Here is a 16,348-nt window from a genome sequence, read left to right on the forward strand (position 1 = left end):
AATTGCCGTGACCGAATGGCCATAATCACGAAATGTAACAATTTCGCGTAATGATATTGCGAAACAGTCTCATTTGCGACATAGCGATGACAGATTGTGCCACGAGATGTAGAGAAAATGACGAATCGTTTTATCCGCCATACATTGCGGCCGACGCCACTCACTGCGGGACTGACTCTGGCCTGTTCCGCTTTTCATCCACAGACGGCTGACGCCGGAACAGTGAAAACACGTCATGCTCACTCTCGGGCAGCGATCCATAAACCTGTGACAAAGCAGATCTCGCCGGTTCAGGCTTCTGCCGGAGCCGCGACTGCTTCCAGCACGAGCGCGCACGCCGTCAATACGGGCGCAAATATCCTGAAATCGACACCGAATTCCGAGAGTATTCTGGTGCGTGGCCGCAGCATGAACGTGCTGACCCAGGATATGGGGTTTGGCCGCATGCCGCAGGATGTCCTGCACACGCCGCAGACGGTCAATGTTGTGCCGAAAGTTCTGATGGAACAGCAGAACGTCAAATCACTGGAGGAAGCACTTCGGAACGTTCCCGGTATCACCGCATCGGTTGGTGAAGGTGAGGGGGGCATGAGCGGAGATCAGTTTCTGATCCGCGGTTTCCAGGCCCAGAATGACATTTACCAGAATGGCCTGCGCGATTTCGGTGTCTATAGCCGCGACAGTTTTAATTATGACCATGTAACAGTCATCAAGGGGCCCTCTTCAGAGGTTTTTGGTAACGGCACAACAGGCGGCGCCATCAACGTCACCACCAAGGTTGCTCACCTGGGAAACAATTATAGTGGGAGCTTTTCGGGAGGGTCAGCCAGCTATTACCGTGGCACCCTCGATCTCAACCAGCAGATCGGTAAGCATACCGCCATTCGTATCACCGGTATGGGCAATGAAAACGACGAGGTCGGTCGTAACGATATTTACTCCCACCGCTGGGGACTGGCGCCATCCATCGGATTTGGCCTCGGCACCAAAACAACCTTCACGCTCGAATATTTTCACCAGAGCGATAATCGTATGCCGGATTACGGCGTTCCGGTCATCACGCGCCCGGGGGCTGCAATTGGAAAACCCGCAACTGAATTTGGCCTTAATCGCAAGAACTGGTACGGGACAACCTACGATCAGGACAATTCATCGACCGATATGCTGACGGCGCGGTTCAAACACGAGTTCAACGAACACATCACGGTCTTCAATGATCTTAAAGGCGGCCTGTACAGCCGTTACTATTCAGCATCGCAGCCCGGATGCAATACGACCTGTGTGAATAATTTCTTTACCGACCCGTCCGCTGCCCTGATCAACAGACGCGGTCATCTGGGCGGCCCTGAGCCCTATCAGCAGAATGACTGGTCAGTCCAGAATGTGCTGTCTACTCTGGCCAAATTCAATACAGGTTCTGTCAGACATCAGATTATCGCTGGTGTCGATGTGATGCATGTTTATGACCGTCGCAAGAACTACGCCTACAATTTCAACGGTGTGAATGGTACCCGCGCCGACACGACCAACATGTTGAATCCTTCAGTTTATCAGCCGGGACTGCTTCTGGGTGAGCTGGGTCAGTATGCGGGCAATCTTGTGACCATTCCTAATGGTGTGGGTAAAAAGCTTTACAAGACAGGCGATGCAACGGACGTGGGTGCTTTCTTCTCTGATCAGGTCTGGCTTGTGCCATGGTTCTCGGTCAAGGCCGGTTTCCGCTGGGATCATTGGAACAGCCATTATGCCGCGACTGACGGCGCGACGACAGCCGATACACGGCTGCGTCAGTCGCAGGATACGTTCAATCCCAATGTCAGCCTGATGTATACACCGACTGATAATGCCATGGTGTATTTCAACTGGTCAGAGTCCACGACGCCTCTGGGACTATATGTGACGAACAGCAGTGAACCGATGACTGCCAATGGTGCGAAGATGCATCCCGAGCGCAGTCGTCTTTACGAAGTTGGCGCTAAATATAATGCATTTCATGGTCGTATGGGCTTCACCATATCCGCTTTCCGGCTTGAGAAGTCGAATGCGATCCTGGGCAGTGACAGCAACAGTTCTGTGATCGCTTCCAGTGATCGCCAGCGTAACCAGGGCGTGGAGTTGAGCGCATCTGGTGAAATCATGAAAAACTGGCAGCTCATCGGGACATATGCGTATTATAACTCAGACACCACATGGTCCACGACAGCCGCCAATGTTGGCAAACAGGTCATTTACGTCCCGAAAAATTCTGCGACGCTCTGGACGACTTACACGATCTCACCCGGGAAGCCCTGGAATCTGATGTTTGGTGGGGGACCAACCTGGCGTGAAGGCGTCTGGCTGAACGCAGCCAATACGGCCCGTGTGCCTGCCAATCTTGACTGGAGTGCAGTGATTTCTCACTCGTTCCTGAACAATCACTGGCGTGTGGCCATGAACGGCTACAACCTCGCCAACCGTCTGAACTATGCCAATCTGTTCAGTGATCGTGCCGTACCTGCCGTTGGCCGGAGCTTCCTGTTTTCAGTCTCTGCCAACTACTGATCTGAAGAGTGTGAGGCTGATCTGATCATCATGTTTTCCGTGATGATCAGGTCAATGCAAAGGCTCTATGGTCGAGATGTTCTGAAGGAGGGTGCATATCGCCATCTGCCAGTCTCAGCAATGTGTTGAAACCCGTCATCATGTCACGTACATCCACAAATGCGCTGACAGGGTGCCAGTTGAGAATATTTCGTTCATAATGGCAGGCGTCATTTACCAGAACGATTCAACTCCGCTCTGTTTTCACACGGATGACCTGATGATCCGTTGTGTGGCTGCTTTTGTTGTTGTGTGAGAACCTGAAATGATAATCCGCCAACGTGATTTATCTGGCTTCTATCATCTATCGGGATTGCCGGATGGGAAGGTTCTGTCAAAAAATTGCAAGAAATACAGGCTTATTACCCAAATGTTTGCTTCTCAGAGTAGTAGAAGAGGCGTCAGATTCTGAGAGGAATTTTATGTTGAGCTTGTAAAAAATCGACTCATCTTCGAAGGAAGTATATTGCGGTCGGAATTCATAAATATAGTCTGAATATTATTTTCAAACAAAGGAATTTATAAAAGTAATGCTGTATTCGTCTGTCCGCATTATAAGTATTATGTCAGGCGATTTCCGCTGAAGGCGGACATTCAGCATTTACGAAATTGGTGCTCCAGTATTTACGGCTTTTTCGATGGAGAAGTGAGTGAAGATCAGGCTGCTACGACAGAGCCCTGAAGAGGGAGGGCTGGACGGACAAAGTCGAGAGCCATCTCAAAAGAGGTTTCGTGGCTGAGAATGTTTCCGCGGAGAGCGTCCACAACAACCCAGTGGTTGCCTTCCGGATGCACGACATAGGCGGGGCTGGCGTTTTCACGCACCCAGATCAGCGCCTGTTCTGTATCGGCGAATGTCGCTTCATCGTCGATGCAGATTTCTGCATCACAGAGACCCATGCGCTTGCCGGCTTCAAGCCAGCGGGCGAGATATTCCCGATGGCGCGGCAGAATAATGCCCATCCGGAACGGGATAACATTCGAAGGGAACACTGACGGTTCGGTCTGCATTGCCTGGGACATCCCTGATCTCTCCTCTACGTTCTGAGCAAACGGTATGGGCTTCTTTCCTGTCTCGCCAGTGCGAAAGAGGTGTGAACGCTTCCATAAGAGGCAGGTCGAGAAAACTGTGATCAAAAAGATACAAAAAGATAAAGGATAGTAAAATTTAAGATTAAAAAATGATCTATTTTGGATAATATATGCACAAAAAATATGCAACAAGAGCGAAAAGAGATCGTTTTGTAGGCGGAAAGACCTGTTTTCGATCAGAATCGTCCTGTCACTTGAATTGATTCGACGCGCTGTAAATCTCTTTTGGCCAGCGCCGATGCAGCCATAGCCAGCTCTCGGGTCTTGCCCGGATCCACGCTTCAAGCCTGTCATTGATGGCCTGCGTAAACGTGGCGACATCATTCTGACGGTTGCCTGTGTCAGGCAGGCTCATCGGAGGTTCGACAATAATCCGCAGGCGTGCCGGCCCGAGACGCTGCACATGTCCAGGGATGACGGGGCAACGGAATTTCAGGGCTATAGCCGCCAGAGCAGGTGCGGTCATCGCCGGCTGGTTGAAAAAACGCGCTTCAATGCCGTCATTCATTTTCTGATCGACCAGCATTCCCAGCCGATGTCCTGTCGCCACCCATCGCAACGCGTCCCTAGCTCCTTTTGCACCTTTTGCAAACAGCGGAAGCGGTTCATCCATCGCGGTATCACGCAGGTCACGGATCATCCGGTCCACCAGCGGATTGCCGGCCGCACGATAAAAAGAGGCGAACCCCGCTCCATAGTGCGCGACGGCGGGAGGAAGCATTTCCCAGTTGCCGATATGACCCGAGACAAAAAGAGCCGGACCTCCATTACGGGCCACAGCGCGCAGGTGCTCCTTTCCAATCACTTCAAACCCAGGTCCGTCCGGCATGTCTTCTTTCAGGGATGCGATATGGGGGAACTCACCCACGGTACGCCCCAGATTCTCCCAGACTCCTTTGATGATGCGTTTCCGTTCTCGCTTGTCCAGTTCGGGCATGGCGAGACGGAGATTGGTGTCGGCTATTTTCGAAACAGGAAGCAGCGGACCAATCCTGGAGCACAGTTTCCCTCCGATATTGGAAGAAGTTGCCGGGCGGACCTGCCGCAGGAGCCATAACGTGCAGCGGGCAGCAAAAGCTTCCAGTTTCATATGAAGCGGAACGGACTGACGTTTATCATTGGAGGGAGAATGGGAAGTTGAAGTCATGATCGAGGTATCTGTTCCATCAAATGGTCAAGAATAGAATCCAGTTGCTCCATCTCGACCCATTTCAACCCCACATTCACCACGCTGATTTTCTGTCGAAAAGCATCAGGAAGCCGTGCAGCGTCTTTGGGGGTGGTGACCAATCTGGCCGAATACTGTGCAGCGAGACTGGATATGTGAGCAAGATCGCTCGGGGTGAAACTGTGGTGGTCCGGAAAAGGAATGCATTTCACAGGGACGACGCCATTTTCGTTCAGGCAGGCAAAGAATTTGTCGGGACGGGCGAGACCGGCAAAGGCGATGACCTTTTCATGACGCAATGCAGTGACAGATTGCTCCATCTGTAGCTCCGCCTTCAGCACCGGATAAGGAACCCTGCCTGAAAGGCTTTTCTGAATGCCGCACAGATCCTCTCCCGTGATGACAACAGCGTTCGCGGCAGCCAGTCCGGCACTGAGCGGTTCCCGTAATGGCCCTGCAGGCAGTACGCACCGGTTGCCGAACCCGACCGCGCCATCCACCAGAACAAAGGAAAAATCCTTGTGTAGTCCGGGATTCTGGAAACCATCATCCATGATCAGGCAGGTGGCTCCGGCAGCAATCGCGGCACGGGCTGACGCCGCACGGTCGGGGCTGACCCAGCAGGGGGCCGCGGCGGCGAGAAGCAGGGGTTCATCACCAACATCCGCTGCCGTGTGGTGGACAGGATCGACCCGCAGCGGAGCGTGATCCTTCACGGCCTGTCCTCGATAGCCGCGGGTCAGGCAGTGCACGACGGCGCCCCGCTGACGCAGCCGCTCAATGAGATCAAGCACGGTCGTGGTTTTTCCGGTGCCCCCGACCGTGAGGTTGCCTACACACAGAACAGGAACAGATGCCTGCCAGCCGGGACGTTTCCTGCGCGCTTTTGCAACCTGACCGACAAGGTATGCCAGAGGACTCAGTAAGGTGCTGAAGAAACCGGGAGGGCGAAACCAGAAAGAAGGCGCGCGCAGGCGAAGAATCCCGGTCATGGTGTACGACAGGTCCGGCAGATGAGGTCCGCCAGTCGTGTAGGAAGGTTCCGGTCACGTGTAGCGACCCGTTCTCCCATGCGGCCAAGCTCTTCCGCCTGTATGGGATCATCGAGAAGGGTTTTAACCCTGTTGGCAAGCTCCTGGGCGGAATGAACAATACTGACTGCATCGCCGAGAGCGGCAAAGGCTTCTTCGAAATTGTCGATGGCCGGTCCGGTCAGGATCGCGCACCCCAGCCGGGCTGGCTCAAGCGGATTATGTCCGCCTCCGGCTATGGGAATGTCCGGGGCAATCAGGCTGTTTCCCATGAAAACGATGCGTGACAGCCGGAACAGGATGCCGAGTTCCCCGAGGGTGTCGACAATCCAGACGGGGGCCGTCGCATCGGACCATTCGCCCTGTGAGCGGCGGGGAGTGTGATCCTGTGAAGGAAAAGCGGCCTTCACTTCTTCGGCGATGGCTGCGCCGCGTTCGGGATGACGGGGCGCGATGATTGTCAGAAGATCGGGATACGCTTTTCTCAGAATTTTCGCCGCGTCGAGGATCTGTTTTTCCTCACCGGGATGGGTCGAGGCCGCAATCCACACGGGCCGCTCACCGATGGCCTTGCGGGCGGCGTCAAGCGCGGTGGCATCAGCGGCGAGGGGAGGGGCGGCTGTCTTCAGGTCGCCGTCACAGAATACGTTCGATGCGCCGAGCATTCTGAAACGTGCGGCGTCTTCCGGTGAACGCGCGGCGATCCACGACAGCGCGCTCATCATGTTTCCAGCCATGCGGGGCAGCTTTCGCCATCCGGTCAGCGCCGACCGGGACAGGCGGCCGTTCACCAGCATGACCGGCAGTCCCGCTGCGTTACAGGCTCCGATCATGTTCGGCCACAACTCGCTTTCGGTCAGGACCAGCCCGTCCGGTCTCCACTCATGCAGAAAACGCCTTATCCATCGGGGCACATCGAGCGGCACGAAGCTATGCCTGATGCGACCTGCCTGCATGGCTTCAGGTAGTTCTCGCGTCAGTATCGCGGCGGCGGTGACGGTGCCGGTCGTGACAAGAATGGCGGGTGCTGACGGCCTCTCCATAATGATCCGGATAACCGGGATGACGGAGAGGGTTTCGCCGACACTGGCGGCATGAATCCAGATGAGCGGACCATCCGGACGACGCATCGCTGCGAAACCCAGACGTTCTCTTGTGCGGGAACTGATTTCCTTGCCCCGGCGCACGCGCACACGGAGCATGACGACCAGACCGGGGGCGAGGAGGGATGTGAGGATTGACCAGAGGATGGGAGGTCGTGCTGGTGCTGCCCTGTTCGGTTCGGAGGGAATGCGCGCCGGTCCTTCCGCCACGGATTGCGCCGGCATGGAGGCGAGAGTGTCGGGATAAGTGTCCGCAGGCTGTCCGGCTTCGTCCTGGGCTGTGGTCAGGCGGAGCGTGAGAGTCTGGCCTGCTGCCTCACGCTCTCCCGGTTTCACATGAACAGGCTCCCCACAGACAATCCGGCCTCGGCCAAACGGAAGCGGCAGGATCATCCGGTCCCAGGAAGACGCGCGGAGGCAGGTACATTGTACGCCGACGGGCAGAATGGGGATTCCAGACTTTTCAGCGAGCGCCAGAATGCCGGGTTGTATGACTCGGCGCGGTCCTTTCGGGCCATCCGGCATGACGGCGACGGTATGTCCCTGAGCCAGAACCTGACGGATCTGCCGGAGAGCCGCGGCTCCGCCCTTGTTCTTGCCCTTTTTGTCGGAGGAGCCATGGATCGGTGGAATGCGCCACGGTGTGACGATCCGGGCGATCAGCCGCCCGTCATTGTTGCGGCTGATCAGGACATGCAATCGCATGGAGGGGTTGCGCGGCTCGGTCCACCACCAGAGCGCCGGGGAAAGGGCGAGCGCTTCATGCCAGAAAGCGACGAGCAGACCCGGCTGTCTTCCGTCTCCACGCTCCTGAAGCAGAAGAGCTCTGGCTTGAGGCGTCGCCTCAAAGCGCCATCGGGTCGTGCGCAGGGCGAACCCGAGCCAGCCACGGATGGCGGTCTCAAGGAGACGCTGGCCCAGACTGGCAGAAACCGTTCTGGAGGGAGGAGATGATGCGGAACCGGCCTGCATGTCCAGCGGTTAGCACGCGGAAGGAGAGGCGGAAAGTAAGGCGAGGGGATTGATGGCCTGACGTCGAGTTTTCGGACTGCCAGTCATCGTGACGGTCTGCGGCGGTAACAGTCTTTTCTTCCAGCAGCGCAAACACAAAAAAATCCGGTCTCCCCGCAAGGGAAAACCGGATTCAGACAGAGTGGAGACAGGAGATTTCTCTCCCGCCTCCAGACGCAGTCTTCAGAACGGTGCGTCGATATCAACAACGTCCACCAGCTTGTGGTTGACGAATTCCTTGATGCCGAGGCCGATCAGTTCGCGACCGAAGCCGGAGCGCAGCACGCCACCGAACGGCAGGTCAGCCTTCACCATCGTCGGGTGATTGACGAACACCATGCCGGTTTCGATCTGCTCGGCCACGCGAACGCCGCGAGCCTCGTCCTTCGTGAAGACGGAACCGCCAAGGCCATACGGGCTGTCATTGGCCATACGGACGGCTTCGGCTTCGTCCTTCACGCGGAAGATCATGGAGACCGGGCCAAAGAACTCCTCGCGCATGGCGGGGTTGCCGTCCTTCACGTCCGTCAGAATGACAGGGCGGAAGAATGCGCCTGCGTTCGGCATCTCCAGCGGGATCTCTTCCGCTTTCGCTCCGGCTGCGACAGCCCCTTCAACCTGCTTCTTCAGATCGTCAGCGGCCTTCTGGGAAGACAGCGGAGCCAGCGTGGTGGCCGGGTCCATCGGGTCGCCCATTTTCAGCTTTGCGACGCCATCACGATACTGCTTCATGAACTCGTCATAAACAGCGTCAACGATGATCATGCGCTTGGAAGACACGCAGACCTGACCGGCGTTCCAGTGACGGCCGAACACGGCCCACTTCACGGTCTTCTCGAGGTCGGCGTCTTCAAGAACGATGAAGGCGTCCGCGCCACCCAGTTCCATCGTGCACTTCTTCAGAGCCTGACCAGCTTCTGCTGCCAGACGTGAGCCAGCCCCTTCAGATCCCGTCAGGGCCAGACCGCACACGCGGTGATCGGCAAGGATGCGGGAAACCTGATCGTGCGTCGGATACAGGTTCTGGAACGCACCCTTTGGCAGACCGGCTTCGATCATCAGCTTGTCCATGGCGGCAGCACACTGCGGCACGTTGGAAGCATGCTTCAGAACAACCGTGTTACCGGCGGAAAGCTGGGGCGCAATGATGCGGGCGACCTGATAGAACGGGAAGTTCCACGGCTCGACGGCGAGCAGAACGCCCAGCGGCTGATGGATGACCTTCGCGCGACCTTCGTCCCTGTTGGCGACGGGCAGTTCTTCAGGAGCCAGCAGCTTCTCTGCGTTCTTTGCGTAGTATTCGAAGATGGCGGCGGACAGTTCCGTCTCGGCCTTGGCCTCGCCGAAAACCTTGCCCATCTCGAGGGTCAGCAGCTTGGAGTATTCGTCGATGTTGGCGCGCAGAATATCAGCGGCTTTCTGCATCACCTTCGCACGCTCGGCGAAGGAGGTGGTGCGCCAGGACAGGAACGCATTATGGGCCGAATCAAGAGCTGTATCAATTTCGGCGTCCGTCGCGTTCGGGAACACCTTGATCTGTTCATTTGTGAATGGATTTGTCGTTGCGTAGGCCATGTGCCTAATTCCTTTCTTGTTGCGGTGCAGTTGAGGATGCCGCGTTCATACTCAGGCAGCGACCGGGCTCAGTTCCGGAAATCCAGAACGACACGGCCATCAATGCGACCGTTTTCCAGATCATCAAAGATACGGTTGATGTTTTCCAGCTTGTCCGGTTTCACAACCGAATGCACCTTTCCGTCTGCAAAGAATGACAGCGCCTCGATCATATCGAGACGCGTACCCACGATTGACCCTCGGACCGTCGTTCCATTCATGACCATGTCGAAAATCGACACCGGGAAATCTCCCGGCGGCAGGCCATTGAGAACGATTGTTCCGCCGCGTCGTGCATAGCCCATCGCCTGAGAAAAGGCGATACGGGAAACGGCGGTGACAACCACGCCCTGAGCGCCACCGACTTCTTTCTGGATGAAGGCGGCGGGGTCCGTGTCCCTGGCGTTAACGGTGAGCGCCGCGCCCAGTTTCTTCGCCGTCGCCAGTTTTTCGTCGTCAATGTCCACGGCGATCATGTTCTTGCCCATGGCGACACCATACTGCATCGCCATCTGGCCCAGACCGCCGACGCCGGACACGGCTACCCAGTCACCGGGTTTCGTGTCCGTCATCTTCAGCGCCTTGTAGACCGTCAGTCCGGCGCAGAGAACCGGCGCAACCTGAAGGGGGTCCGCGCCCTTGGGGATATGGGCGACATAGTTCGGGTCCGCGACGACATACTCGGCAAAGCAGCCGTTGACGGTATAGCCGGTATCTTCCTGCTTCTCACACAGGGTCTCCCAGCCACCAAGACAGTGCAGACAGTGGCCGCAGGCAGAGTAGAGGTAAGGCACTCCCACATAGTCGCCTTCCTTCACCCAGTTCACGTTGCTGCCAACCTGAACCACGTGCCCGACGCCCTCATGACCGGGAATGAACGGAAGAGTCGGTTTGACGGGCCAGTCGCCACGCACAGCGTGCAGATCGGTGTGACACACGCCACAGGCGTCCATCTTCACCAGAATCTGGTTCTGGTTGATCGTCGGAATGTCGAGTTCCTCAATCGTCAACGGTTTGTTGAACTCATGGGCGACTGCGGCTTTCATCTTGCCTGCCATCACTCTGTTTCCTTTGCGTTATGGTCTGTCGTTCAGTTGCTGCTCAGTTTGTGCCAAGCGCCTTGAGGGCCTCGACCATCTTGCTCAGGACCGCCTGCGCGTCTCCAAAGATCATGGTCGTGTTGTCAAGGAAGAACAGCGGGTTCTGCACGCCCGAATAGCCGGTGCCCTGACCACGCTTGATGACAAACACCTGTTTCGCCTGATCCGCGTTGAGGATCGGCATGCCGTAGATCGGCGAGGACTTGTCGGTGCGGGCGGATGGATTCACCACGTCGTTCGCACCAATCACCAGAGCGACATCGGTAGTCTTGAAGCTGTCGTTGATGTCGTCCATGTCATAGATCATGTCGTAAGGCACGCCGGCTTCGGCGAGCAGCACATTCATGTGACCCGGCATGCGTCCGGCAACGGGGTGGATGGCGAATTTCACGTCCACACCGGCGGTCTGGAGCATCTTCACCATCTCGTACAGCTTCTGCTGCGCCTGGGCCACGGCCAGACCGTAACCCGGAATGATGATCACACTGGATGCGTAACGCATCGTGGAGGCAGCATCCGCCGGGTCCGTTGACTTCATCTTGCCCTGCGGACCACCGGCAGCCTCACCGGAAGACGCCCCGAAATTGCTGAACAGCACGTTGGCGATCGAACGATTCATCGCCTTGGCCATGAGCAGCGTCAGCAGCGTGCCGGCGGAACCGACGACCATACCGGCGATCATCAGGGCCGGATCGGCCATGACGTAGCCTTCAAGACCGACAGCGAGGCCCGTGAAGGCGTTGTAGAGCGAGATCACGACCGGCATGTCCGCGCCGCCGATCGGCACGGTCATGCAGAGACCGAAGAAGAGGGCGCCGAGGAAGAACAGCAGCGAGAACAGACCTGCTTCCGGCGCGCCCTGCATCTGCGTCACGACCGCCATTCCGCCCAGAACAGCGGTTCCAAGGAAGACCAGAAGATTGAAGATCTGCTGGCCCTTGAACCGCATCGGTTTTTTCAGGCGTCCGTCGAGTTTTGCCCAGGCGATGAGAGAGCCTGTCAGCGAGACGCAGCCGATCAGGCCACCCAGCACCGTCACGCCCAGATGCAGCGCATCGGTCTCGTTGTGACGGAGGAGCGCAACAGCCGAGATGGCGGCGGCGGAACCGCCACCCATGCCGTTGAACAGGGCGACCATCTGCGGCATCGCCGTCATGGCGACGGTCTTGCCTTTCCAGCCCGCCCAGGCGCCGCCGAGGAGCAGGGCGATGACGGCAAGCCCCAGATTGACGGGAAGGTGAGGCAGCACCTCGTCGGGGACATTGAACGCCTGCAGGAAGGCGACCGCGACAACAAAGGCCATGCCCCAGCCTGCGATGACGATGCCGCGCACTGCCGTGACGGGGGAAGACATTCCCTTGAGGCCATAAATGAACAGTCCGGAGGCGATGAGCCCGCTCAGACCGATGACGTAATCAACAGCGCTCATTGGATCAGGCCTTCCCGTCCTGCGCTTTCTGCGCGGGTTTCTGCGTGCTGGGCTTGAACATGGCCAGCATGCGATCCGTGACGACATAACCGCCCATCACGTTGCCCGCGCCGAAAAGAACACCAATGAAGCCGATGACCTGTTCAGGGATATTGGTGGCGGACAGCAGCACGCTGAGAGCGCCCACAACGACGATGCCGTGGATGAAGTTGGAGCCTGACATCAGCGGGGTGTGCAGGATCGATGGAACGCGGCTGATGACGACATATCCGGTGAAAGCCGCCAGCATGAAAATATACAGCGCTATGATGAAAGTCATGGATGTCACTGGCATTGGATTACCCTTTCGATCCCGTGGTCGGCGCGGCGGGAGGAGGCGGTGCCTGAGTGGAGGCCGGTGCTGAGACCGACGACGGGGCCGCTGTTCGCGCTGGTCCCTCGATCGCTTCCCGCACACCGTCGTTGGTGATCTTTCCGTCATGAGTGACGAGTGTCTTGGCGATCACCTCGTCCGTCATGTCGAGGGACAGTTTCCCGTCCTTGATGATCTGCTGGAGCAGATTCAGAATGTTTTTCGAATAGAGCTCGCTGGCCTGCTCGGAAAGGCAGGATGGCAGGTTAACAGGGCCGACAAGAATGGCGGGTCCGACCTGAACCGTCTGGCCAGCGACAGTGCCTTCACAGTTGCCGCCACCTTCCGCGCCCATATCGATGATGACGGCGCCCGGTTTCATTTTTGAAATCTGTTCAGCGTCGATCAGGCGAGGCGCTTTCCGGCCCGGCACGGCGGCGGTGGTGACGATCAGATCGGCATGGGCGATGTGATCGGACAGGACGGATTTGACCTTGATCTTTTCGTCCGCGGTCAGCTCGCGGGCATAACCGCCCTGACCGGTGGCATCCACGCCTGTTTCGACGAACTTCGCCCCGAGGGAGTGCGCTTCCTCTTTTGTCTCGGGCCGGACGTCATAGCCTTCGGTCACAGCGCCCAGACGGCCTGCGGTCGCCAGCGCCTGCAATCCGGCGACACCCAGTCCCATGACCAGAACCTGCGCGGCTCTCAGTGAACCGACGGCGGTGGTCATCATGGGAAGGATTTTCGGCATGTGAACGGTGCCGAGCAGAACGGCGTAATACCCGGCGAGCGTGGCCTGGCTGGACAGGGCGTCCATGGCCTGTGCACGGCTGATGCGGGGGATCTGTTCCATGGCGAAGCAGGTGATTTTCTGCGCCTGCAACGCCTTGACCACATCCGGATGGGTGCGTCCGTAGATGAAGGAAATCAGGATGGAGCCTGACCGCATTCTGGCGATCATATCCGGAGTGGGGGGATTGACGGCAAGGACAACGTCAGCGCCGGCAAGCAGCGTGCCGACATCGCTCCGTATCGTCGTGTCCTTGTATGTTGCGTCGGGATAGAAGGACGCAGCGCCAGCCTCGGTTTCGAGGGCAGTGGTGCAGCCCATATGCTGGAGGCGTTGAGCCACCAGAGGGATAAGCGCAACACGGCGCTCTCCCTGTTCTCTCTCCCTGATCGCCGCGATTGTAAGGCTCATTGATCAGTATCCATTTTCTGGAATTGGGACTCTGGATTTACAGAGGATTTACAGACTTCTCTCAGGAGGGAGGGGTCCGCGTAGGACCCGCTCAATATTGATGATTATTTAGCGATAGAAAGATGTGGCGTCCTTGACGTGCATCAATTGTAATTAAATGGTCTTATTCTGTTTGAAAGAATTATCTGAAAAATACTGTCGTACACAAAAAATTTTCTTGATCATGTTTTTGGGAAGCCACGATCATGGGAGGCAAGCCGAGAAGATCTAAGGGCAGACAGGTCAGGCTGTCACACTGTGCGGGAGTCAACCGCCATGGTCTGATGATGAGCGTGTTCGCCCGAGTGAGATCGAATTCCTCTCGTTAAGCTGGTCTCAGGGACGGGCGGACTTCAAGGTCGAAAAGGCCTAGTGCAGAAACAGCGAGCCGATCAGGCAGAAAACCAGTCCGCACACGGCAATCAGTGTTTCCAGAACGGACCATGTCTTGAGCGTCTGAGGTACCGTCAGACCAAGATATTCCTTGATCTGCCAGAACCCGGCATCGTTCATGGGGCCAAGCGCCACGGAACCTGCGCCCGTCACCAGCACCATGAGTTCTGGAGAAATCGACGGCGCATGGCTGAGAATGGGCGCAACGATCCCTGAAGCCGTGGCCATGGCGACCGTTGCCGAGCCGCAGGCGACACGGACGATGACCGCCAGCAGCCACGCCAGAACCAGAAGCGGCATGTGAGCGCCCAGAGCTGCATGTGTAATCGCATCCGAGATGCCGCTATCGATGAGAACCTTTCCAAAACCACCACCTGCGCCGACGAGAATCATGATCAGGGCTGTAGGGCCCAGACATTCCGTCGAAAAGCGCAGGATCGTCTCTCGTGAAAAACCACGAGCGAGACCCAGCACATAAAAGGAGAGGATGGTCGCCAGCGTCAGGGCGATCACTGTGTTGCCGAGGAAATGCAGGCTGGTGTTCAGGATCGTATGCGGCGCGGAGATGAAATCCGCACCCGAGCCCAGAAGCATCAGTATGACCGGTGAGAGGATGGTCAGAAGTGTCACTGTGAAGCCGGGCATGTTTTCAGGCGGTTTTGCGCTGACAAACTGTGCGGCCATCGGGTTCTCTTCGAGCAAAGGCACATGACTGGCGGCGAAACGCCCGAAGACTGGTCCGGCGATGATGGCGGTGGGGATGCCGACAAGCAGCCCATAGAAAATGGTTTTGCCGATATTGGCGTGATAGGCGCTGACCGCGAGCAGGGCCGCTGGATGAGGCGGGATCAGGGCGTGGGTCACGGAAAGCGCGGCGCCCATGGGGAGTGCGATACGCAGAAGGGATGTGTTGGTCCGTGCCGCCAGAACAAAGGCGATCGGGATCAGCAGCACGAAGCCGATTTCAAAGAAAACAGGCAGTCCGACCAGCAGGCCGATAACCATCATGGCCCAGTCCGCGTGGCCGCGGCCCGCCTTGCGGGAAATCGTCAGGGCGATCTGATCCGCCCCTCCTGACTCGGTCAGCATTTTCCCAAGCATGGTCCCGAGGGCAATGACGGTTCCCACATGCCCGAGCACGTGACCGGCTCCTGACTCGAACGATCCGACTACCTTGTCCGCTGGCATGCCCGCGATGAGGGCAATGACAATGGAGGTGACGAACAGGACAATGAAAGGGTTCAGACGAAAACGCGCAATCAGTATAATGATACTGAGAATAGCGCATGTAGTCAGGATTATGGCGAACAGTGGACTCATTATTCTTATTGTTTCCGATTATGAGACTGTCTGTCTTCAGAGATATTCTCTCCTGTGCTTCAGCGACGTATCTGGATAGCACAGGCGCTCACGGGGTTCTTTTCTTACAGGGAGGCGGTAACGCCACCATCGACCATCAGGATGTGCCCATTTACAAAGCTTGAGGCGTCAGAGGAAAGAAACACCGCAGCGCCGATAAGTTCCTCGACCTTGCCCCAACGGGCGGCGGGCGTACGCTTGCACAACCATTCTGTGAAAGCTGCATCATTCACGAGCGCTGCATTCATCTCCGTTTCAAAATAGCCGGGCGCAAGCCCGTTGATCTGCAGGCCATGCTTCGCCCAGTCCGTCGCCATCCCCTTGGTCAGGTTTTTTACAGCGCCTTTCGCCGCTGTGTAAGGAGCAATTCCGGGACGGGCAAGTTCGCTCTGCACAGAGCAGATATTGACGATCTTTCCCTTCCTGCGGCCGATCATGTGGCGTGCGACAGCCTGTCCGACGAAGAAGACGGCGTTGAGATTGGTCGCCATGAGCGCATCCCAGTCGTCGCGGGGGAAATCTTCCAGCGGAGCCCGTCTCTGAATGCCTGCATTGTTGATAAGGATATCAATGGGACCATGCGTCTGCTCGATTGTATCGACAGCAGAAATGACGGCAGCCTGATCTGTCGCATCAAAAGCGGAGAGTGAGGATTCTACGCCGGCGTCCTGCAGCAGAGACTGGGCCTGTTCAAGAGCGTCCGGATTGCGTCCGTTCAGAACAATCTCCGCACCATATTCACCGAGCCCCTTGGCCAGAGCAAGGCCGATGCCTCGTGAAGAACCTGTGATAAGGGCGCGACGACCATGAAGGGAAAACAGGTCTTTAGGGGGCATGTTTCTGATTCGATATTGTTATTTTTAGTTCTCATAC

Annotated in this window: 12 protein-coding genes; 1 reads left to right on the plus strand and 11 read right to left on the minus strand. The window is 57.0% G+C overall.

All coding sequences use genetic code 11. The annotated features are described in order from the left end of the window. The first annotated feature begins 117 nt into the window (after window positions 1–117). Window positions 118–2,541, plus strand: a complete 2,424-nt coding sequence (locus tag A0U92_RS05845) for a TonB-dependent receptor (protein ID WP_077812409.1) — start codon at window positions 118–120, stop codon at window positions 2,539–2,541. Window positions 2,542–3,237: 696 nt separating this feature from the next. Here the strand turns inward: A0U92_RS05845 and A0U92_RS05855 are convergent. The 11 genes from A0U92_RS05855 to A0U92_RS05905 form a co-directional block, all read right to left on the minus strand. Then, complete coding sequence (locus A0U92_RS05855) at window positions 3,238–3,603, minus strand: hypothetical protein (RefSeq protein WP_077812411.1); 366 nt, start codon at window positions 3,601–3,603, stop codon at window positions 3,238–3,240. Window positions 3,604–3,862: 259 nt separating this feature from the next. Beyond that, on the minus strand, window positions 3,863–4,819 hold the full coding sequence (locus tag A0U92_RS05860; RefSeq protein WP_077812412.1) for a lysophospholipid acyltransferase family protein: 957 nt from the start codon (window positions 4,817–4,819) through the stop codon (window positions 3,863–3,865). After that, a complete protein-coding gene (lpxK, locus tag A0U92_RS05865; protein WP_408736111.1) occupies window positions 4,816–5,814 on the minus strand; it encodes a tetraacyldisaccharide 4'-kinase in 999 nt (332 codons plus the stop codon). Before lpxK ends, A0U92_RS05860 begins: the two co-directional genes overlap by 4 nt. Before the next feature lie 14 nt (window positions 5,815–5,828). Next, window positions 5,829–7,946, minus strand: coding sequence for a glycosyltransferase N-terminal domain-containing protein (locus tag A0U92_RS05870; RefSeq protein WP_077812414.1), 2,118 nt, complete (start codon window positions 7,944–7,946; stop codon window positions 5,829–5,831). 222 nt (window positions 7,947–8,168) lie between these two features. After that, on the minus strand, window positions 8,169–9,560 hold the full coding sequence (locus tag A0U92_RS05875; protein WP_077812415.1) for an NAD-dependent succinate-semialdehyde dehydrogenase: 1,392 nt from the start codon (window positions 9,558–9,560) through the stop codon (window positions 8,169–8,171). 68 nt (window positions 9,561–9,628) lie between these two features. Next, window positions 9,629–10,657: an alcohol dehydrogenase AdhP gene (gene adhP / locus A0U92_RS05880; RefSeq protein WP_077812416.1), complete on the minus strand. Its 1,029-nt coding sequence runs from the start codon at window positions 10,655–10,657 to the stop codon at window positions 9,629–9,631. A gap of 43 nt (window positions 10,658–10,700) precedes the next feature. Beyond that, the gene (locus A0U92_RS05885; RefSeq protein ID WP_077812417.1) at window positions 10,701–12,128 is read right to left on the minus strand and encodes an NAD(P)(+) transhydrogenase (Re/Si-specific) subunit beta; all 1,428 of its coding nucleotides are present in this window, start codon (window positions 12,126–12,128) and stop codon (window positions 10,701–10,703) included. Between the two features lie 4 nt (window positions 12,129–12,132). Beyond that, entirely contained in the window at window positions 12,133–12,462 is a 330-nt protein-coding gene (locus A0U92_RS05890) for an NAD(P) transhydrogenase subunit alpha part 2 (RefSeq protein ID WP_077812418.1), read from the minus strand. Between the two features lie 4 nt (window positions 12,463–12,466). Then, window positions 12,467–13,684, minus strand: a complete 1,218-nt coding sequence (locus tag A0U92_RS05895; RefSeq protein ID WP_077812419.1) for an NAD(P) transhydrogenase subunit alpha — start codon at window positions 13,682–13,684, stop codon at window positions 12,467–12,469. A gap of 408 nt (window positions 13,685–14,092) precedes the next feature. Continuing rightward, a complete protein-coding gene (locus A0U92_RS05900) occupies window positions 14,093–15,436 on the minus strand; it encodes a GntT/GntP/DsdX family permease (RefSeq protein WP_077812420.1) in 1,344 nt (447 codons plus the stop codon). 104 nt (window positions 15,437–15,540) lie between these two features. Then, complete coding sequence (locus tag A0U92_RS05905) at window positions 15,541–16,311, minus strand: SDR family oxidoreductase (RefSeq protein ID WP_077812421.1); 771 nt, start codon at window positions 16,309–16,311, stop codon at window positions 15,541–15,543. Window positions 16,312–16,348: the final 37 nt, after the last annotated feature.

Origin of the sequence: Acetobacter aceti (assembly GCF_002005445.1) — a bacterium.
Classification (GTDB): Bacteria; Pseudomonadota; Alphaproteobacteria; order Acetobacterales; family Acetobacteraceae; genus Acetobacter; species Acetobacter aceti_B.

Excerpts from the sequence above, each read along its gene's own strand:
- A0U92_RS05845 (WP_077812409.1), top strand. The coding sequence starts at position 118 with ATGACGAATCGTTTTATCCGCCATACATTGCGGCCGACGCCACTCACT.
- A0U92_RS05855 (WP_077812411.1), bottom strand. The coding sequence starts at position 3,603 with ATGTCCCAGGCAATGCAGACCGAACCGTCAGTGTTCCCTTCGAATGTT.
- A0U92_RS05860 (WP_077812412.1), bottom strand. The coding sequence starts at position 4,819 with ATGACTTCAACTTCCCATTCTCCCTCCAATGATAAACGTCAGTCCGTT.
- A0U92_RS05870 (WP_077812414.1), bottom strand. The coding sequence starts at position 7,946 with ATGCAGGCCGGTTCCGCATCATCTCCTCCCTCCAGAACGGTTTCTGCC.
- A0U92_RS05875 (WP_077812415.1), bottom strand. The coding sequence starts at position 9,560 with ATGGCCTACGCAACGACAAATCCATTCACAAATGAACAGATCAAGGTG.
- adhP (WP_077812416.1), bottom strand. The coding sequence starts at position 10,657 with ATGGCAGGCAAGATGAAAGCCGCAGTCGCCCATGAGTTCAACAAACCG.
- A0U92_RS05885 (WP_077812417.1), bottom strand. The coding sequence starts at position 12,128 with ATGAGCGCTGTTGATTACGTCATCGGTCTGAGCGGGCTCATCGCCTCC.
- A0U92_RS05890 (WP_077812418.1), bottom strand. The coding sequence starts at position 12,462 with ATGCCAGTGACATCCATGACTTTCATCATAGCGCTGTATATTTTCATG.
- A0U92_RS05895 (WP_077812419.1), bottom strand. The coding sequence starts at position 13,684 with ATGAGCCTTACAATCGCGGCGATCAGGGAGAGAGAACAGGGAGAGCGC.
- A0U92_RS05900 (WP_077812420.1), bottom strand. The coding sequence starts at position 15,436 with ATGAGTCCACTGTTCGCCATAATCCTGACTACATGCGCTATTCTCAGT.
- A0U92_RS05905 (WP_077812421.1), bottom strand. The coding sequence starts at position 16,311 with ATGCCCCCTAAAGACCTGTTTTCCCTTCATGGTCGTCGCGCCCTTATC.